This window comes from Synechococcus sp. H55.11, from assembly GCF_047462475.1.
GTDB lineage: Bacteria > Cyanobacteriota > Cyanobacteriia > Thermostichales > Thermostichaceae > Thermostichus.
This window is the reverse complement of the sequence record NZ_JANSJI010000212.1, coordinates 1-18,995: the sequence shown is the minus strand read 5'-3', so window position 1 is coordinate 18,995 and position 18,995 is coordinate 1. Positions and strand designations below refer to the sequence as shown.

Here is an 18,995-nt window from a genome sequence, read left to right as displayed (position 1 = left end):
AGCGACTCAAGTCGCTCAAGGACTACGTCCCGCTAACGCGAACGGGCTTTTCCGCTCCGTACTACTCGCGTCAGCGGCGCGGAGCGCTTAGTACAGGGCTACCCAGCTGCCCCCCTGTGTCGCCACCCTGGCAGAGCCAAAACCGAGGGCCCCCAAACCGTCTCTGTCGCCGCCTGGGGATCCCAACTCTTGCCTAGGCTAGGACGGCGGCCGCTCCGGCGAAAGCTTCCTCCCGCAGCAGCGCAGCTTTGTCGGTGCACTCCCAGGGCAGATCCAGGTGGGTTTGCCCGAAGTGCCCATAGACCGCCACGTTTTGGTAGAAGCGCCCTCCCCGTTGACGGGGTAACTCTCGCAGTTGGAACTGGGCCAGAATGGCTGCCGGCCTCAGGTCAAAATGGCGCTGCACCAGCCGCAGCAGATCTTCGTCGGGGATGCGCCCTGTGCCAAAGGTTTCCACCAAAAGGTTGATGGGACGGGCCACCCCGATAGCATAGCTAACCTGCACCTCGCATTTTTGCGCCAGGCCGGCAGCCACGATGTTCTTGGCCACATAGCGGGCAGCATAGGCGGCGCTGCGATCCACCTTGGTGGGATCCTTGCCGGAGAAGGCCCCGCCCCCATGACGGGAATAGCCGCCATAGGTATCGACGATGATCTTGCGGCCGGTCAAGCCGGCATCCCCCTGCGGGCCGCCGATGACGAACTTGCCGGTGGGATTGGTGAGGAAGCGGGTATGGCTGTCGGGTTTGATGGGCAGCTCGGCAAATACCGGCTGCACCACCGCCTCCCAGAGATCGGCGCGGATGCGCTCTTGCACCGCCGCCTCTTCTGTGATGGCGCCAATGGTGGGCGTGTGCTGGGTGGAGATGAGCAGGGTGTGGATGCCCACCGGACGCCCCTCCTCATAGGCCACCGTCACCTGCGTCTTGCCGTCGGGGCGCAGATAGGGCAGGGTGCCGTTTTTGCGAACAGTGGCCAACTGGCGGCTGAGGCGGTGGGCCAAGCTGATCGGCAAGGGCATCAGCTCAGGGGTCTCGTCGCAGGCAAAGCCGAACATCAAGCCCTGATCCCCGGCCCCGACCAAGTCGAATTGATCTTCCCTGGATGCGCGACTTTCCAGGGCCACGTTCACCCCTTGGGCAATATCGGGAGATTGCTCATCAAAAGCCACCAACACCGCGCAGCTATCGGCAGAGAAACCGTTCTTGGCGTCGGTGTAGCCAATTTCGGCCACCTTGTCCCGCACCAGATGGGTGAAGTTGACATGCGCCTGCGAGGTGATCTCCCCGGTCAGGATCACCATGCCCGTATTCACCACCACCTCTGCCGCCACCCGGCTCATGGGATCCGCCGTCAAGAGGGCATCCACGATGGCATCGGAGATCTGATCGCAGATTTTGTCGGGGTGCCCCTCCGTCACCGACTCCGAGGAAAACAAAAACGACTTGGACAACGAACCTCTCCTTAAGACGAAACAGATGAAACTGGGAGCCTGCTCAGGCCAGAAAGCCAGGCCCACCTGTCCGTTCATCGGCGGCCAGGACCCAGAAAGGCAGGCCTAGCCGGTGGATCAGCGCAGTTGCCAGAGCAACCCACCGCACCCGAGGACTTCGTCCCACTGACGCGATAGAGCCTTGCTCCGCCGCTGCGACCAGAGCTGTGGGAGCCGCTAAAGGGTAAAGTCGCCAGAAAAAGCCCCCACCTAAAAGGGCTATCCTCTAGAGAAAACTTTATTGCCTTTATCTTTCGGTTACTGACTAACCGCAGGAATTGGCACCGTAGCGGAGACTTCCGCCGGTTGCCGCAGCTTCATTGGGCCTGATCCCTCAGTCTGCTCTGGATAAAGAACGGAACTTGTTCTTATGGTACCCCTAACCTCGACGCATTTGTCAAAAAAATGCGCTCTGGGCCGGTCTCAACCCAACAGCTCCTGCCACCAGTCGGTGGACTGGGCGGCCCTGAGAAAAAAGACGCCCGCCAAGCCCAGAGGGAAGAGAACTCCCAGAAAGCCAACCGCCCCCAGTGCCCAAGCCAAGCGATGCAGATGCCTTTTGCTGGCAGCGCCCGCGGTTGTTTCCGCCAAGACGGCCAACATCGATCCCAGGGCCGCCAACAGGGATCCCCCCAGCCCGGCCAGATAGGCGGGCCCCAGCCACGGCTGTAACTGGGCGGCAGAGGCAATTTGCAAACGGGGCAGGACTTGAAAACACCCTACCGCCAGCACGGCCCAGATGAAGGAGTACATCAGCAGGCTATCTCGAAAAGCGGTAGCCGGTTCTTTCATGATCCCAGCCCAATCCAGCCAGAGGTAGGATAAAAGCAGTTTGCTGGGGAAGAGCTTGCTCGGCCCACCCGAATTTCCTCTGATTATGGCCCAACCCGCCATGTCTGACCTCTCTGCACCGGCTTGGGGATCCCACTCGACAACAGAGCCTGAGGCTGTTGGCGTTGGCAATTGCGGGACGGAGTCTCTAGCGGGCCCAGAGACTGACCTCAACCAGTGGCACCGCCGCAGAATGCAGCGCCGCCAGCAAATCCAGCGGCAGCGCCTATCGGGCATGCGCGATGACAAGGGCTTGATCATCGTGCATACAGGGCAGGGCAAAGGCAAGAGCACGGCTGCTTTCGGCATGATCTTCCGTGCCCTCGGCCAAGGCTTGTCGGTGGGGGTAGTGCAATTCATCAAGGGGGCCTGGGATCCGGGGGAAGCCAAATTGTTGCGCCAGTTGGCCGCCCATCCGGAGCTGGGCCTGGGGAAAATCGCCTTTTACGCCATGGGGGAAGGTTTTACCTGGGAAACCCAGGATCGCGAGCGGGATATCGCCCATGCGCAGGCGGCCTGGGCAAAGGGGCGGGAGCTGCTCAGCAGCGGCGAGTACCACCTGGTACTTTTGGATGAGATCAACGTCGCCCTCAAGCTGGGGTACCTCTCCCTGGAGCAGGTATTGGCCGGCCTGGCCGAAAAACCGGAGCGGGTGCATGTGATCCTGACCGGGCGGGGCGCGCCGGCTGCCCTGATCGACCGGGCCGACTTGGTAACCGAGATGACCTTGGTCAAGCATCCTTTCCGCGACCAGGGGATCAAAGCGCAAATCGGCATTGAGTTCTAGTCCTTGGGTAGGGCAAGATGGCCATTCTGGTGGCGGCAGCCACAAGCGGCAGCGGCAAGACCACTGTCACGCTGGCTCTGTTGGCCGCTCTCAGGCGGCGGGGCCTGCGCATTCAGCCCTTCAAGGTGGGGCCGGATTACATTGATCCCCTGTTCCACACAGCGGTGAGCGGGATCCCCTGTCGCAACTTGGATCCCTTTTTAACCGATGAGAACTTTGTGCAGCGCTGCTTTCGCCACCACTGCCAAGGCAAAGATGGAGCAATTGTAGAGGGAGTGATGGGCCTCTTCGATGGACGAGCGCCCGCATCCCTGCCCGGCGAGACAGAACCCTTTTTTGCCAGCAGCGCCCACGTGGCCCGCCTGCTGGGGATCCCTGTGGTGTTGGTTATCGACGGCAGCGGCCTGGGAATGACGGTGGCCGCTCTGCTCTACGGCCTGAGCCGCTTTGATCCCCGCCTCACCATTGCCGGGGTGATTTTCAACTGCGTGGCCTCGGAGCGGCACGGCCAGATTTTACAGCAAGCAGCAGCGGCGGCGGGGATCCCGGTCTTGGGCCAGTTTCCCCGCCGTGAGGATCTGCGCCTGCCCAGCCGCCACCTGGGGTTGGTGCCCGTCTCAGAACTGGATCACTTCCCCCGCTGGCAGGAGACCTGGGCCGACCTGGCCGAGCAGCATCTGAATTGGGATGAGCTACTGCCCTTGATTCGCTCCTTGCCGCCGGCGGTGGGGGAGCTGTGGCCAGAGATTTCCCCACAACCGCGTCGGGTTCGGGTAGGGGTGGCCCAAGACGCCGCCTTTAACTTCTACTACGCCGACAACCTAGATCTCCTGCGGGCCTGTGGCGCCGAGCTGCTGGAGTACTCTCCCCTGCAGGTGGGGCTGTGGCCGCCGGAGCCCTGCGATGGCCTGCTGCTGGGGGGCGGGTTCCCAGAACTGTTTGCCGCCACCCTCTCCGAAAAAATAAGCCACCGCCCACCGCCGCCCGCCCATCCACCCCTCTATGCCGAATGCGGCGGGCTGATGGTGCTGGGACGATCCCTCACCGATTTCAAGGGAAAGACCTACCCCCTGGCCGGGCTGCTGCCTATCCAGGTGGACATGGGCGACCGGCTGTGTCTGGGCTACCGCGAGGCCACTGTCCTGCGCCCAACCCTGCTGGCCAAGGCCGGGGATCGCCTACGAGGGCACGAATTTCACCGCTCCCGCAGCACCCCTCTCTCCCCCAACCCAATCTACATCTGGGGATCCCCGCCTCACCAGGAAGGCTGGGCCGGTCGGCGCCTGCACGCCTCCTACCTGCATCTCCACTGGGGATCCCGTCCCGACCTGGCCATGCGGCTCTTACAAAGCTTCTTGAGGACAACTCTGCCCATCTCCCCTTAGAAGACCATGCCATCGCTGAGCCGTTGGATGGGCGGAGAAACATCTGACCTGAGCTCCGGCGGATCCAGGTCTTTGAGCCGCTTTTCCGGCCAGGCCAAGCGATCCGCGGATCCTCCGCGAGAATGTCGCCAGCGCCTGTGGAAGGGCATTTCCCCGCTGGGATCGTGATCGTGGCGGTCACGCAGTCGGCATCGAGGCGAGAATGCTCCGATTCACCGGCCAAAACCCTTTCAAATAGCAACTTACAGCGATCCCGAATGGCTTGAGGACTCTGAAAATAAGTCACTCGTTTTTCCTGAACAACAGATGCCGACCTTGAGCCCTTCCCTCTCAAGCATCCCTCGCTTCATCCAAGAGTTTTTCAGCATAATTGGGCGGGAACTCACCTTGCTCCACATTCGTCTACAAAACTTAGCCTTCTTGACTCCAAACACGCCAGCCTCTTGCAGAGGCTCAGAAACCTAGAGGGCAACCCAACCCAAAGGACTACATCTTGCTTCCCCACTGCTGAAACCCCTGTAGGAGTGGGCTTTGAGGCAATTGTCCACAAAAGGACTGCGTCGGGGCATTTCGAGAAAAGACTGAGCTAAGCACTGGGTGAGGATCCCAGTAGGTAAGAAGTTTTGAGTCGGGGTAAATTTTGATGTCTTTGGTTAAGACGAGTATGGGATACTACACCTTGGTGGGCTAGACTTTGCCTACCCTGTGGCTTTAATCACTTCCTTGAGGGTTTGTCGGTTGTTATCCTAGACATGTCTTTAGCTCTCAAGCAGAATAAGCATAAATTACTAGTTGGCTCATTTTCGGCTAGACTGAGCCCCACAGCGGGCGATTCATGTAGGGAGGAGTGTGATGTTCACACGGTTGGCGGAACAGTACCGCAGCTATGTTCAAGATCTGGTGATGAGTTTGCAGGCTCTGGCCATTGTTTTGGAGAAGCGGGGCTATCCAGCTTCTTGCTACACCTGCGGTACTTCATTTGAAAGCGCCTCGTTTATGGTCAGTTTACGAGAGGGTCACCTGATTCGCTTTTTGGTTTCCGAATGCTCCATTAGCTGGACAGAAATGCGGGATGACCGGGAGCTCATGAAACTGGAAGGAGCAGAGGCGATTCGCCAACTGCAGGATTTGGCAGAGCTGATCAAAGATGAGTTGGTGGCTGCCGCTCCGGCTGAGGCTCTGGTAGCCAGCACCTGAAAAACAAGCCGTAAGTCTCTCGCCCCCAAGTCCCAAGCGATTGGACAACCGGGTCTGGCCTCAGCTCAAGTTGCAACAGGAGGCCGAGAACTTCCCTCGGCTCCTGGGCTGCCTGGAGTTGTTGTAGGGTTCATTTTCTCCGTCGGCCATTTCGCCATACCCCCAAGGGGATTCGAACCCCTGTCGCATCCGTGAAAGGGATGTGTCCTAGGCCTCTAGACGATGGGGGCGCTCATAAATGCAGCGATCCTAATCCTAGAGAAGGAGGGACGAGCTTGTCAACTTGACACGCCCCCACCCAAACAAGAGATTCTTGCTCCTGCTTCTGCGGCTGCGCTTGGCTGTTCCAGGTCGCCTCAGGCGTTCCTCCGCTTGCCAAGGTGCGGCGGGAATTTCTCTTGGCTCCTGTGTGGGGTGATGCTGAGTTTGCAGACTACGGTGAGGATGTGAGACAGTTTCAGGCGGTGAAGTGATGGCTGCAACTGGAGCATCCCTTGCTTCATCTCTCCAGCCTACGGAGGCAGGGGACTCATGCCATTGGACTGCTTATGCAACCCAAAGTTCTATTGCTGGGCAACGCTGGCACGCACGGGAACTGCGCCGCTGACGCAACTGCCGGCCTGCTTTTGGATATGGACGGGGTGATCGTGGATTCGGAGCCGATCCACGCCCGCGCCGGAGTCATCGCCCTGCAGCGCTGTCAGATCTCTCTGGATCTGGCTCCCATCTCCCTGCAGTTTAAGGGGCGCACCGACCAGGACATGTTCGAGTATCTCGTAGAACACCTGACGGACACCCCGCCTGCGGAACGATCCCTGCTGGTGCAGCGTTTGATCGAGGAAAAGGCCAAGGCTTTTGGAGAACTACTGGGAGAGGTGCCGCTGGTGCCAGGGGTGCTGGAGTTTTTGGCGGCCAGCCGCCGCCGCTTCTCCGCCCTCGCCCTCACCACCTCGGCCACCCGTCGGGATCAAGAGCAGATTTTCCAGCGCTTTAACCTGCACCGCTGGTTCGACGCCGTGATTACTGCCGAAGATATTCGGCGGGCCAAGCCCGACCCCGAGCCCTATTTGAAAACGGCTGCCAAGGTGGGCTTGGATCCCAGCCGGTGTTTGGTGGTCGAAGACTCCACCCACGGGATCCGCGCCGCCAAGGGGGCCGGCTGCTTGGCAGTTGGCCTCACCACTGCTTTCACTGCCGAGGAACTGCGCCGGGCGGGGGCCGATGCGGTGGTGGACAGCTTTGCCGAGTTGGCAGCACTTCTGAGCTTGCCTGTATAGGGAGCACAGACCCATGCAGGAGCCTCTCTCTCCAGCACCGGTTTTTTTACGGCAGGCCCTGGATCGCTATCCATTTGCCTCGCGGCGACGGGTGGTGATGGGCAGACAGGGAGCCGTGGCCACCAGCCAACCGCTGGCAGTAATGGCGGGTATGGAGATGTTCTGGGCCGGCGGCAATGCCGTGGATGCAGCCGTGGCGATGGCGGTGGCTTTGACGGTGGTGGAGCCGACTTCCAATGGCATTGGTGGCGATGCTTTTGCGCTGGTGTGGGAGGGAGGGGAGAAGGGCCGGCTGCACGGCTTGAATGCTTCCGGTCGCAGCCCAGCTGCCCTGACGCCGGAGCGCTGTGTCGGCCAGATTCCCGCTTACGATTGGTTGGCAGTAACGGTGCCGGGGGCTGTTTCGGCTTGGCAAGCCTTGCACCGGCGCTGGGGACGGCTGCCCTTCGAGCGCCTGTTTGGGCCCGCCCTTCGCTTGGCCTGCGAGGGGTTTCCGGTTTCTCCCCGGATTGCCCAACTGTGGCAGGCGGCGGAGGCCACCTATTTGCCGCTGCCAGATCCCCGCCACGAGGCCTTCAAAGCCGTTTTTTTCCCCCAGGGGCGTGCTCCACGGGCGGGGGAGCGCTGGAGCAGCCCTCTGCATGCACAAACCCTGGCGGAGATTGCCCATAGTGGCGGCGAGAGTTTTTACCGGGGGGAGCTGGCGGAGAAGCTGCTGGCTTTTTCGGATGCCACCGGCGGTCTCCTGTCCCGCGCCGACTTGGCAGAACATCGGGCCGACTGGGTAGAACCCATCCATACCGATTACCGCGGCTACACCGTCTGGGAGATCCCCCCCAATGGGCAGGGCATTGCCGCCCTGATGGCCCTCAACCTTTTGGAGGGTTTTGAGCTGGGTCGGATCCCCTACGAGGCCGGCGAGCGCTATCACCTGCAGATTGAGGCGATGAAGCTGGCTTTTGCCGATGTGAGCCGACAGGTAGCGGATCCCGACTATTTACAGGTGAGTCCCGCCCAAATGCTGGATAAACGTTATGCCCAGCAACGGCGGCTGTTGATCGGTTCTAGGGCCATCCCCTTGGCTCAGCCAGGGCTACCTCAGGGGGGAACGGTTTACTTGGCCACAGCCGATGGCGACCTGATGGTGTCTTTGATCCAATCCAACTTCGACGGCTTCGGCAGCGGCCTGCTGGTTCCAGGGACAGGGATTGCCCTCCACAATCGCGGCACCGGATTCACCTTGGAACCCGGTCATCCCAACCAGGTGGGCCCGCGCAAGCGCCCCTACCACACGATTATCCCCGCCTTTCTTTCCAAAGATGGGATCCCCCTCGGCCCTTTCGGTGTCATGGGAGGGACGATGCAGCCCCAAGGCCATGTGCAGGTGGTGGTGAATCTGGTGGATTACGGCCTGAACCCCCAAGCGGCTCTGGATGCGCCCCGCTGGCGAGTGCTTCTCGACCAAGGGATCCCGCAGGTGGCGCTGGAGAGCACGGTGCCCCCCCAGGTGGTGGGAGAGCTTGCTGCGCGGGGCCACGCGGTGCAGGTGGTGGCTGCAGAAGAGGACTACGGCCTTTTTGGCCGGGGACAGATCATCTTTCGCGATGGGGATCACCTGATCGGGGCTTCCGAACCCCGTGCCGATGGGTTGGCCCTGGCCTGGTAGAAGGATCAGCTCATCACCATGCCACCGTCGATGGCGAAAACCTGCCCGGTGATGTAGGCTGCCGCCGGGTCGGCCGCCAAAAAGCGCACCAGCCCCGCCACTTCCGCTGGGGATCCCAGTCGCCCCAGGGGGATCTGCGCCAGGATAGGGCCGGGATCCAACTTCTCGGTCATCTGGGTGGTGATAAAGCCGGGGGCAACGGCGTTGACGGTGATGTTGCGGCTGGCCAGCTCGCGGGCTGCTGTCTTGGTCAGACCAATCACCCCTGCTTTGGCGGCGCTGTAGTTGGCCTGGCCGGCGTTGCCCACCAGGCCCACCACCGAGGTGATGTTGATGATCCGCCCCTGCCGCTGCTTGACCATGATCTTGGCGGCTGCCTTCAGGCAGAGAAAGACCCCCGTGAGGTTGAGATCCAGCACCGCCTGCCAATCTTCCGGCTTCATGCGCAGCAGCAGGGTGTCGCGGGCCATGCCGGCGTTGTTCACCAGCACGTCCACCCGCCCCCAGCGCTCCATCACCTGCTCAAAGAGCTGCTCCACTTCTGCCGGCTGGGAGACATCGGCGGCCACGGCCATCCCTTCTCCCCCCAGGGCGGCGATCTCCTGCACCAGCGACTCGGCCTCGGCGGCGGAGCGGGCGTAGTTGACGACCACCTTGGCGCCAATCGCCCCCAAGTGCAGGGCAACGGCCCGGCCAATGCCCCGGCTGGCTCCGGTGACCACCGCCACCTGGTTGTGGAGCGAAGGCAAGGGGAGAAGCTCAGACATAAGCGGCAGGTTCCTCGTTGTTGGGACAGCCGCAACAGTATAGGATGCTTTGGCTGTGTCTGGGGCCAGGTTTTTTGTCCACTCCCCACCCTTCTCCTGAGGGAATAGTAAACCGGGGGGCTGGGCCAGGATAGCGCTCCGCGCCGCTGGCGCGTTCGTGACAGCGTTGCAGAGCAATAACGACGCCGCAAACTGTTTCATTGATAATTGATATTTGAAACGACTATAAAAGTTATCTCAATATCTTGCAAATGCTCGGCTACTTTCCCGCTCATGAGCACGTCAAGGTTTGCGCTGAATCCAATAGGTGGTAAACAGTTCGCCACCGGCCTGTTTCTGAATTTTGCCCCCTAAGTCTGCGATGCGTCGCTCCCACTCTGTTAGGGGAGTGAAAATCGGTTCGGTGCCTTTGAATAGCTCGATGAGACCCCATTGTTCTGCCCACACTGAGTCAGGATTGACCACTTCGATGATCACCGGCGCAGCCGGTCGCAACACCCGCAGCAACTCTGCCCAAACCGCGTCGAAGTACTCAATCGGGTAGTAGTACAAAAATCCGGTGGCGATGGCCAGATCAAACTGCTCCGGCTCGTAGTTTTCCAGATGGTGGGCGGATCCCTGTTGCATCGACTTGAATAGCTTGGAGTTGAGCTGAGGTGCCCGCGAGCGAATAAAGCGTACGATCTCGCCACTCAGCTCATGGCCGTAAAAGTGGGCTTGCCAATCGTTCCAGGGATAGGTCAGGAAGCTCACCCCACAGCCCAAATCCAGGCAGGCTTCCCGTTTTTTGGGGGCACGCAACTGCCAAAAGGGGATCCCGAGGCGCTCTTGCAGATGATCTCGCTGCTGGGCTTGCCAAAAGGGCAGTTGCTCCAGATCTGGGGGAAGTTGCCAGCCTGGCCGACCCAGTTGCATTTCCAGCTCTCGGTTGAAGCGAGCGGCTACAGAAGCCAGGTAGGGATCCCAGCGTTCCCCGGTTTGCGGTAGCTCCATCTTTGGATGGCTTTGTTGTGGATGGTTGTGGACTTAACTGGCACTTAACCTACACTACCAAGACCCTTGACCCATAGGCTCCCGGCTGCAGGGATCCATTCACCCAACTGTGGCTGCCGAGGATGGTGCCGGCGGGGACTTGAGCTTGGGATCCCAGACAGGTGTGGGCGCCGATGTAGCAGGGGGCGTGCAGTTGGGCGTTGGGATGGATCTCAGCCGTTTTGTGCACCCATATCCCCGGCGCTTGTTCTTCCACATCCTTCAGGGGAAAATCCGTCATCCGGCCCAAGAGAATGTCCAGTTGGCCGTGGTAGTAGCTGGCCGGCGTGCCCAGATCCCGCCAGTAGCCTGCATGAAGGTAGGCTTGCATTCGTTGCCCTCGCCGGAGCAAATCAGGAAAGACGCGCCGCTCGAAGCTGAGGGGATCCCCGCTGGGGTAGTCTTTGAAAATGGCCGGATCGAGGACATAGGTGCCGGCGTTGATCGTGTTGGTGGTGAGGGTGAGGGCTTCGGCAGGGGTGGGCTTTTCCCGAAAAGACTGGATCTGGCCCCCTTCCCCCACTTCCACCAGGCCATAGGCGGTGATGTCCTCCACGCGGGTGAGGGTGAGGGTGGCAACGGCCTGGCTCTGCAGGTGGCATTGCATGAGCGCCTGCAAATCCAGATCCGTGAGGATATCGGCATTGAAGACCACCAAGGGATCCCCGCTGAAATAGGGCTGGGCCAGCACCAGGGCTCCTGCTGTATCCAAAGGCGTCTCTTCGGCAAGGTAGCGAAGCTTCACCCCCCAAGCAGCGCCATCTCCCAAAGCAGCCTCAATTTGTTGGCCCAAATACCCCACGCTGAGCAAAATGTCCGTCAGGCCGGCTCGTCGGCAGCGCCCCAGCAGCCATTCCAAGAAAGGCACCTCCAAAAGGGGCAGCAAAGGCTTGGGTTGCACAAAGGTAAAAGGCCGTAAGCGAGTGCCTTTCCCGCCCGCCAAGATCACCGCCTGCATACCCCCCCTCAACCCTAATTCCCTACCTGTAATATAGAGCAGCGCTTTGTCGGCGATCTGGCCGGCAGAAGAGCCTACAGAACTGATAGAGTTTTGGCACCTCTGCCTTGCCACCGCCCATGACCAAGCCCAAAGCCGGGATCCTCTACAACGATGCCAAGCCCGCCGCCAAACGCAGCAGCGAGGCCCTCTCCCGCTGGTTTCAGGAACAAGGCTGGGAAGTCTGTGTGGCCCCCAACTGGGGCGGCATCCTCGGCTACGCCAAGCCCGATAGCCCCATCTGCCTGACCAAAGTGGATAGCCTGGCCCCGGCTGGATTTGACGAGACCATGAAATTTGCGGTGGTGCTGGGGGGAGATGGCACCGTCTTGGCAGCAGCGCGGCAACTGGCCCCCAAAGGGATCCCCCTGTTGGCGGTGAACACAGGCCACCTGGGCTTTTTGACGGAGACTTACCTTTCTCACCTAGAAGAGGCTGCCAGCGCCGCCATCGCCGGGGAGTACACCCTGGATCGCCGCAGCATGTTGCTGGTGCAAGCCTACCGAGGGCAGGAATTGCGCTGGGAGGTCTTGAGCTTAAACGAGATGGTGCTGCACCGGGAGCCTTTGACCAGCATGTGCCATTTCGAGATCACCATTGGGGATCACTCTCCCCTGGATGTAGCTGCCGACGGAGTGATTTTGGCTACCCCCACCGGCTCGACGGCCTATGCCCTCTCGGCGGGCGGGCCGGTGATCACGCCGGGGGTGCCGGTTTTGCAGTTGATCCCGATTTGCCCCCATTCCATGGCCTCGCGGGCCTTGGTCTTCCCCGATTCGGAGGAGGTGTGGATCAGCCCCGTTACTCCTCAGCCGCTGGTTTTGGTGGTAGATGGGAATGCCGGCTGCTACATCCTGCCGGAAGACCAAATTCGGGTGGTGCGTGCCCCTTACTGGACGGATCTGATGCGCCTACGCCGACCGGAGTTTTTCCGCGTCATGCGAGAGAAGTTGGGGTGGGGACTGCCCCATGCTTCTAAGCCCACATCGGTGGAGTTGCCTTGAACCAGAAGCAGATCTCAGCTTTTGCCCAGCTTCAGCATCTGATCCACCACCCCCAGCGTTTCTTCGTAGAGGTAGTCGGGGCCGGGCCGCTGCAACTCAGCAGCCAACAGGGTATCGAGGGAATTCTGCTCCAGGGGAGCCACCTGGCGAATCACACATCTCTGAGCGCCCCCCATGGCTTCCATGCGCATACACCCTGTGGTTTCCGAACACAGCACGGTACAGGCATTGGCTTCTTGATTGCTGGCGGTGAGGCGCAGCCCGATGAGATCCCCCGGCTGGCTGATTTCCGAGGCCAAGGGCACAGCGGCCAATTCCGCCATCACCTGGCCGCCCGTTTGGGTTTGAAAGCAGAGGCGGTCGATCTTGTAATCGTGTTCTTGAGCCTGAACCCGCTCTGTGGGCGTCCACCCCAGGCGACTGGCCAGCCAGCCCAAAAAAAGGAACGCCTGGCAGGGATTGCCGGCTTTGTAGTCGAGGGTCACGCGATCCACAAGGTATAGGGACTCCCGCCGGTCGGGAGGGTCAAAGGCTTGGGCGGTGAGTTCCTGCCAGGGCAGCAGCCGCCGCCAGTTAAGATCCCCGCAGTGGCGCCCCTCGCCGACCAAGAGGTGGATCTCCTGCAGATCTTCTTCTGGATTGACAAAGCCGCGCGAATCGACGATGACCCGGTTGCTGAGGGCCACCAATTTTTGAAACAGCAGGCTGTTCAAGTCCAGATCCCCTTGCCACCACAAAAAGGTGGGCAAGTTGGGGATCAGCAGGGAAGCGATGGTGCTGCAGGCCCGCACAAAGGCCGATTCCGGCGCCTTCAGGGTGATGTATTCGCAACAGACCAACGAGCTGCGCTGCTCGCGAGTTACCGGACAATAGGCGGCCACCTGGGCCTCGATGGTGTCGTCTGCGGATCCCGCCCGTTTGGCTCGCAGGTCGATGACGCGACAGGGGTTCTGGGTGGCAATGGCCTCGACGGTGGGGGAGGGCAGCAACAGCGCGTCGTCCAGAGATTCATAGACCACTAGGGTAAAGGTGGCGGCGCGGGCGGCAACGCTCTCTCCCTTAGAAGACCAGATTTTGTTCAGCTCCTGCTCAATATCCTCGATGGAGACATCTTTCGGGGTTTGCAAAGGCAGGACGGCGGTGGATTGATCCATGGTCTCCTCCTGGAGCGGGCTCTTGCTCGATTCTAAGCAGATGGGCCGGCTGGCCGGGAAGGGTTTAAGGTGGGGTACAGATTGGCCGGCTCCAGCTTCTGCACCCGATCTGCGAAACAGCAGGCTCAGGCGGGCCGGGGCTGGATGGTCAGCTCTGAGGGACGGGCGGGATCCCCTACCAACAGCACGCCGCGACCGTTGGCGTGCAGGTGCCGCACAATCCAGTACAGGGTTTCGATGCGCTCCGGGCAGCCTAGTTTTTCTGCCAACTGGGGCAAAGTCAGGGATCCCTGCTGCGCCTGTACCGTCTCCAGCACCCGCCGTTGCAGCTCCAAGACGGCGCGGGCGGCTTTTTTGCCTGCCTCTACCCCCGGTTGATGGTAGGCGTTGATCCGGATGAGAGAAGCATAGAGGCCCACGGCTCGTTCGTAGAGGGCGATCAAGGCCCCCACTGAACGGGCATCCACCCGTGGCAGCGTCACGGTAATGGAGTCGCGCCCGTTTTCGTAGAGGGCCTGGCGGGTGCCCTGCAACAGGCCGTCCAGGTAGTCGCCGCTGGTTACCTGCGGCTCCACGAAGGGGGAAGGGATCCCGGGCTCTCGATCCTGGAGCACCTCGATGAAGGTAACAAAAAAGTTGTTCAAACCATCCCGCAACTGCTGCACGTAGGCGTGTTGATCGGTGGTGCCTTTGTTGCCGTAAACGGCGATGCCCTGCTCCACGCGGTTGCCGTTCAGATCATGGGATTTGCCCAGGGATTCCATCACCAACTGTTGTAAGTAGCGGCTAAACAGCAGCAGGCGATCCTTGTAGGGCAAAACCACCATATCTTTGCGCCCTTGGCCCTGACCGACGATGTACCAAGCCATGGCCAGCAGGGCGGCAGGATTGCGCTCCAGGTGGGGCAGGCGGGTGGCTGCGTCCATGGTGGCGGCCCCGGCCAGCAAAGCCCGGATGTCGATCCCCTGCAATGCTGCCGGCAACAGGCCCACTGCCGAAGTTTCGGAGGTGCGTCCCCCCACCCAGTCGAAGATGGGGAAGACCGCCAGCCACCCCTCTTGCCGCGCCTGTTGCTCCAATTGGCTGCCGGGCCCGGTGATGGCCACCGCATGGTCAGAAAAAGGGATCCCGGCCTTTTGGTAGGCCAGCTTCACCTCCACCAAGCCATTGCGCGGCTCTGGGGTGCCGCCGGATTTGGAGGTGGTGATCACCAGGGTTTGTCCCAGCTTGCCCGCCAGCCGTCCCAGCACCCGATCAAACCCATCGGGATCCGTATTGTCGATGAAGTGGATATTCAGAGGAGGGTGCAGAGGAGCCAGGGCCTCGGCCACAAATTGCGGCCCCAGAGCCGAGCCGCCGATGCCGATGCAGAGGAGCTCGGTGAAACGCCCCCCGCCGCTGGCCGGGATGGCTCCACGATGGATCTGTTGGGCAAAGGTTTCCACTTGCTCAATGCAATCCTGAATGGCCTGCCGGATCTCCGGGGTGGGAGCCAGCTCCGGCGCCCGCAGCCAATAGTGGCCCACCTGGCGGCCTTCGTCGGGGTTGGCGATGGCCCCGGCTTCCAAAGCCTGCATCTCGGCAAAAGCCTGGGCAAAGCGAGGCCGCAGCGCTTCCACCTGAGGAGGAGTCAAGCGGATGCGGCTGATATCGACGAAAATCTCCAGGCTGGGATGGTAGTAAAGCCAGTTGCAGTAGTGCTGCCAGAGTTGAAGGCCGTCCATGGGATCCTTTTCGCCAAAAGCCGTAACCAGCTTACCAAACCCTTCTCTACTCCCAGCCGAGGGTCGTGCGCTCCAGCCAGGATCGATCCAAACTGACCAGCGCCTCTTCGACCCCGACGCCCGTCTCAGGGTGACGCCAGTTGGGGGCGATCTCACACAAGGGAGCTAAGACAAAGGCACGTTCCATCATGCGAGGGTGGGGCAACGTCAGCTCGGGGCTATTTAGGATCCGGTTGCCCACGGCCAGCAGATCCAAATCCAGAGTTCTGGCCTCCCAGCGGATGCGCCGCACCCGCCCCGCCTCCTGCTCGATGGCCAGCAGCGCCCCAATCAACTCCAGAGGGGACTGGTAAGGGGGAAAGGGATCCAACGCCACCACGGCGTTGAGGTAGTCGGGCTGGCCGGCTGGCCCCCCTTGGGCAGGGCTGCGGTAGAGGCTGGAGCGAGCCACCACCTGGCCCAACCTGAGCAACTTCTGCCCAGCCGAGCGCAATTGCCGCAGCGGATCCCCCAGGTTGCTGCCCAGGGCAATGTAGGCCAGGTCGGGATTCATGAGGCTTCTCATCTGCTGACGGATCGCCAGCGGTCGATCTCTACGTAGACATCCCCAAACAGCCCCGGCAGGGGAGCTTGGGGCTTGTGCACCCGCACCGTCAGGGCCTCCAGTTGGGGATAGCTCTGCCACAGCCGCTCGGCAATCTGGTCTGCCAAGGTCTCGATCAAGCGGTAGCGCCGCTCGGTCACCTCTTGCCGCACCACCTCATACACTTGGGCGTAGTCCACCGTGCCAGAGAGGTCATCCTGGATCGGGGCCAGGGAAAGCTGCATCTCCACATCCACCACAAAGCGCCCGCCCAAAACCGCTTCCTCAGGGCGGTAGCCGTGGCGGGCATGAAAGACAAGACCCTGCAGCACCAGCCTAGCCTGGGTCACGGTGGAGACCTTCCCAAACAGCCAGGGCGGAGACATGAGCAGGGACGTTGTGGACTCGCACCAAGGCAGCACCCTGGCTGGCGGCAAAAAGATGCACGGCCACGCTGGCGCTATCCCGCTCTTTGGGCACGGCGATGCCGGCCAGCTTGCCCACAAAACTTTTGCGGGAGGCCCCCACCAACACGGGGTAACCGCAGGCAACCAGCCGTGGCAGGGCTTTGAGCAGGGCCACATTCTGCTCGGCGGTTTTGGCAAAACCCAAGCCGGGATCCAAAACCACGCTGGGCACACCGGCCGCCAGAGCCCGCTCCGCCTGGGCCTGCAGAAAGCCAAAAACCTCCCCCTCCAGGTCGTCGTAGTCGGTCTGCTGCTGCATGGTGCGCGGCTCTCCCCGCATGTGCATGATCACCGCCGGCACCCCCTTCTCGGCGCACACCTGCATCATCTGCGGATCGCGCAGCCCGGTGACATCGTTAACGATGTGCGCTCCCGCGGCCAGGGCCGCCGCCGCCACCTCCGTTCGGCGCGTATCGACGCTGATGGGGATCCCGGATCCTTCCAGGGCCCGGATCACAGGCAAGACCCGGTCGCATTCCACCTCCACGGATACCGGCTCCGCCCCCGGACGGGTGGACTCGCCGCCGATATCCACAATCAAGGCCCCCGCCGCCGCCATGGCCCTGGCTGCCTGTACGGCTGCTTCCACGGATCCCCACTGGCCGCCGTCGCTGAAGCTGTCAGGGGTTACATTCAGCACCCCCATCACCGCCACCCCGCGCCACGAGAGGCGGTAGCCCTCGGCCACCTGTTCGGCCCTGGGCAGGGGACGCCGAGAAGTTAAGCCGGTAACACGTGTAAGCAGTAGACCATGATCCCGTGCAACAAGCATGTCGCCTTATGCTGCTGGAGCAGAGACATTTTTCTGTAGCTCAGGATACTACAGCCTAAGCTCTGCACCTGCCTGAAATCCAATAAAGCGCTTTGGCCTCTCCAGCTTTTAGGAGCAAGCTCAGGGAGGATCTCCCACCGGCTTAGGCGCGGGGGGTGGCCTGAGCCGGCAGAGAAGCTCATCCCGTTCTAGAACATGATGTCGTCTTCCGAACGACCCCAGATGCACCAAATGATAGAGGCAAAGATCGCCATGTAAACCCAGGCCATCGGGCTATATTGCAGCAGATCCATCAATACATCCCTAAAACATTTGTTTATCTAGTCCAATTATTGTGATGTTTCGTTACAGCGTCAACAGTTCTCTCAGGAAAAAGCTCCTCCTCAGGCCAGACCGGAGCTGTGCTGGGATCCCTTGCCGGAAGGGGGCTAGGTTTTTTGGCCTACAGGGTATGGGCAGATTCTCAGTGCTGAGCAAAGCCGGTTGCCTGAGAGAAAGGCAGGGGGAGCTGGACATGAGCCTAGACATTGAAGCGGAAGTGCATCACATCCCCTTCCTGCACCACGTAGTCTTTGCCCTCGCTGCGCACCAGGCCCTTCTCTCTAGCGGCATTCAGGGATCCCGCCGCCACCAGATCAGCATAGGCCACCGTCTCGGCCCGGATGAAGCCCCGCTCGAAATCGGAGTGGATCACGCCGGCTGCCTGGGGGGCTGTGGCTCCGACGGGGATCGTCCAGGCGCGGGTTTCCTTGGGGCCGGAGGTGAAGTAGGTGCGCAGGCCCAGCAGCTCGTAGGTGGCCCGGATGAGGGATTTCAGCCCGCCTTCTTTCACCCCCAACGAATCCAGATAGGCCTGTCGCTCCTCAGGGGGCAGCTCCACCAGCTCTGCTTCCACCTGGGCTGAGACCACCACCACGCCCGCCCCTTCCGCCTTGGCAAACTGGCGCACCTGCTCCACCCAGGCATTGCCGCCGGCCAGATCCGTTTCCGCCACGTTGGCAGCGTAGATCACCTTCTTGCGGGTGAGCAGCCCCAGCCCTTTGATCAACTGCTCTTCTTCCGGGCTGAGGGGCACCAGCCGGGCCGGTTTGCCCTCGTCCAGAGCGGCCTGCAGCTTCTCCAGCGCCTGCAGCTCCGCTTGGGCAGCTTTGTCGGATTTGGCCTGCTTGCGCACCCGTTCCAAGCGCCGCTCGATCTGGGCCAGATCCGCCAGGGCCAGCTCCAAGTTGATGACGCCGATATCCCGCAGAGGATCCACCGAGCCGGCCACATGCACGATGTTTTCGTCCTGGAAGCAGCGCACCACATGCACCACGGCGTCCACCTGGCGAATGTGGGAGAGAAACTGGTTGCCCAGCCCCTCTCCCTTGCTGGCCCCTGCCACCAGCCCGGCAATATCCACAAACTCGATTTGGCTGGGGACGATCTCGGCAGAGCCGCTGATCTTGGCCAGCACCTCTAGGCGCTCATCCGGCACCGCCACCCGCCCCACATTCGGCTCAATGGTGCAAAAGGGAAAGTTGGCCGCCTCGGCTTTGGCATTTTCGCAGAGGGCGTTGAACAGAGTCGATTTGCCTACATTGGGCAGGCCGACAATTCCAGCTCTGAGCATCGAGATCGCGGAGGAAAAAGCTAGGGTAACGGCAAGGGGATCCGTTGCAAAACTTTAAGATCACTATTTTGACGTTAGCATTTGTCGCCTCCGGCTGGAGCACCTTCCCCGGTGACAGATCCGCTCCCTCACCCCCAGCCCCTCTCCCAGCCCTCACCCCCATCCACAACTACGAGACCACTACGCAGCCCAAAAAGAGGTGATGAGTGCTCTCGTTGAATAAAAAAATCGCTCGGGTGGGGGGGGTG

General features: G+C 61.2%; 17 protein-coding genes, 1 tRNA gene and 1 riboswitch. Of the genes, 6 read left to right on the top strand and 12 right to left on the bottom strand.

Features of this window, described 5'->3' with window-relative positions:
- Nucleotides 1-193: 193 nt before the first annotated feature.
- Both metK and NW853_RS08825 read right to left on the bottom strand, forming a co-directional pair.
- On the bottom strand, nucleotides 194-1,453 hold the full coding sequence (gene metK, locus NW853_RS08830; protein ID WP_414348826.1) for a methionine adenosyltransferase: 1,260 nt from the start codon (nucleotides 1,451-1,453) through the stop codon (nucleotides 194-196).
- A gap of 283 nt (nucleotides 1,454-1,736) precedes the next feature.
- Nucleotides 1,737-1,847: riboswitch (SAM riboswitch) on the bottom strand.
- Between the two features lie 68 nt (nucleotides 1,848-1,915).
- The gene (locus tag NW853_RS08825) at nucleotides 1,916-2,284 is read right to left on the bottom strand and encodes a hypothetical protein (protein ID WP_414335902.1); all 369 of its coding nucleotides are present in this window, start codon (nucleotides 2,282-2,284) and stop codon (nucleotides 1,916-1,918) included.
- A gap of 100 nt (nucleotides 2,285-2,384) precedes the next feature.
- Here NW853_RS08825 and cobO point away from each other — a divergent pair, with 100 nt between their 5' ends.
- The 3 genes from cobO to NW853_RS08810 all read left to right on the top strand — a co-directional run bounded on the left by cobO (nucleotide 2,385) and on the right by NW853_RS08810 (nucleotide 5,692).
- The gene (cobO, locus tag NW853_RS08820; protein WP_414348828.1) at nucleotides 2,385-3,110 is read left to right on the top strand and encodes a cob(I)yrinic acid a,c-diamide adenosyltransferase; all 726 of its coding nucleotides are present in this window, start codon (nucleotides 2,385-2,387) and stop codon (nucleotides 3,108-3,110) included.
- 17 nt (nucleotides 3,111-3,127) lie between these two features.
- Nucleotides 3,128-4,495 (top strand): cobyrinate a,c-diamide synthase, encoded by a 1,368-nt coding sequence (locus NW853_RS08815; RefSeq protein ID WP_414348825.1) that lies wholly within the window; start codon nucleotides 3,128-3,130, stop codon nucleotides 4,493-4,495.
- A gap of 852 nt (nucleotides 4,496-5,347) precedes the next feature.
- Nucleotides 5,348-5,692 carry a DUF1815 family protein gene (locus tag NW853_RS08810; RefSeq protein WP_414335905.1) on the top strand — a complete coding sequence of 115 codons (345 nt, stop codon included), beginning with the start codon at nucleotides 5,348-5,350 and terminating at the stop codon, nucleotides 5,690-5,692.
- 157 nt (nucleotides 5,693-5,849) lie between these two features.
- Here the strand turns inward: NW853_RS08810 and NW853_RS08805 are convergent.
- Nucleotides 5,850-5,922: transfer RNA gene (locus tag NW853_RS08805), tRNA-Glu, on the bottom strand.
- A 318-nt stretch (nucleotides 5,923-6,240) separates the two neighbouring features.
- Here NW853_RS08805 and NW853_RS08800 point away from each other — a divergent pair.
- Together NW853_RS08800 and NW853_RS08795 are read left to right on the top strand one after the other, a co-directional pair.
- A complete protein-coding gene (locus tag NW853_RS08800) occupies nucleotides 6,241-6,969 on the top strand; it encodes an HAD family hydrolase (protein ID WP_414334814.1) in 729 nt (242 codons plus the stop codon).
- Between the two features lie 13 nt (nucleotides 6,970-6,982).
- Complete coding sequence (locus tag NW853_RS08795; protein WP_414348824.1) at nucleotides 6,983-8,635, top strand: gamma-glutamyltransferase family protein; 1,653 nt, start codon at nucleotides 6,983-6,985, stop codon at nucleotides 8,633-8,635.
- Nucleotides 8,636-8,640: 5 nt separating this feature from the next.
- On the opposite strand, the gene fabG is transcribed toward NW853_RS08795, so the two are convergent.
- The 3 genes from fabG to NW853_RS08780 form a co-directional block, all read right to left on the bottom strand.
- Entirely contained in the window at nucleotides 8,641-9,384 is a 744-nt protein-coding gene (fabG, locus tag NW853_RS08790; RefSeq protein ID WP_414348827.1) for a 3-oxoacyl-[acyl-carrier-protein] reductase, read from the bottom strand.
- A 300-nt stretch (nucleotides 9,385-9,684) separates the two neighbouring features.
- Entirely contained in the window at nucleotides 9,685-10,395 is a 711-nt protein-coding gene (locus tag NW853_RS08785) for a class I SAM-dependent methyltransferase (protein ID WP_414334816.1), read from the bottom strand.
- Between the two features lie 49 nt (nucleotides 10,396-10,444).
- Nucleotides 10,445-11,392 carry a sugar phosphate nucleotidyltransferase gene (locus NW853_RS08780; protein ID WP_414334817.1) on the bottom strand — a complete coding sequence of 316 codons (948 nt, stop codon included), beginning with the start codon at nucleotides 11,390-11,392 and terminating at the stop codon, nucleotides 10,445-10,447.
- Nucleotides 11,393-11,511: 119 nt separating this feature from the next.
- Here NW853_RS08780 and NW853_RS08775 point away from each other — a divergent pair, with 119 nt between their 5' ends.
- Nucleotides 11,512-12,435, top strand: coding sequence for an NAD(+) kinase (locus NW853_RS08775; protein WP_414334818.1), 924 nt, complete (start codon nucleotides 11,512-11,514; stop codon nucleotides 12,433-12,435).
- A 14-nt stretch (nucleotides 12,436-12,449) separates the two neighbouring features.
- Here NW853_RS08775 and NW853_RS08770 read toward each other — a convergent pair whose 3' ends face one another.
- The 6 genes from NW853_RS08770 to ychF form a co-directional block, all read right to left on the bottom strand.
- The gene (locus tag NW853_RS08770) at nucleotides 12,450-13,589 is read right to left on the bottom strand and encodes a glucose-6-phosphate dehydrogenase assembly protein OpcA (RefSeq protein WP_414348823.1); all 1,140 of its coding nucleotides are present in this window, start codon (nucleotides 13,587-13,589) and stop codon (nucleotides 12,450-12,452) included.
- Nucleotides 13,590-13,714: 125 nt separating this feature from the next.
- A complete protein-coding gene (locus NW853_RS08765) occupies nucleotides 13,715-15,313 on the bottom strand; it encodes a glucose-6-phosphate isomerase (RefSeq protein WP_414334820.1) in 1,599 nt (532 codons plus the stop codon).
- Nucleotides 15,314-15,359: 46 nt separating this feature from the next.
- On the bottom strand, nucleotides 15,360-15,866 hold the full coding sequence (folK, locus tag NW853_RS08760) for a 2-amino-4-hydroxy-6-hydroxymethyldihydropteridine diphosphokinase (protein WP_414334821.1): 507 nt from the start codon (nucleotides 15,864-15,866) through the stop codon (nucleotides 15,360-15,362).
- 8 nt (nucleotides 15,867-15,874) lie between these two features.
- The gene (gene folB, locus NW853_RS08755; RefSeq protein WP_414334822.1) at nucleotides 15,875-16,246 is read right to left on the bottom strand and encodes a dihydroneopterin aldolase; all 372 of its coding nucleotides are present in this window, start codon (nucleotides 16,244-16,246) and stop codon (nucleotides 15,875-15,877) included.
- Entirely contained in the window at nucleotides 16,233-17,135 is a 903-nt protein-coding gene (gene folP / locus NW853_RS08750) for a dihydropteroate synthase (RefSeq protein WP_414334823.1), read from the bottom strand. The genes folB and folP overlap by 14 nt, the downstream gene beginning before the upstream one ends.
- A 520-nt stretch (nucleotides 17,136-17,655) precedes the next feature.
- Nucleotides 17,656-18,747, bottom strand: a complete 1,092-nt coding sequence (ychF, locus tag NW853_RS08745) for a redox-regulated ATPase YchF (protein ID WP_414334824.1) — start codon at nucleotides 18,745-18,747, stop codon at nucleotides 17,656-17,658.
- Nucleotides 18,748-18,995: the final 248 nt, after the last annotated feature.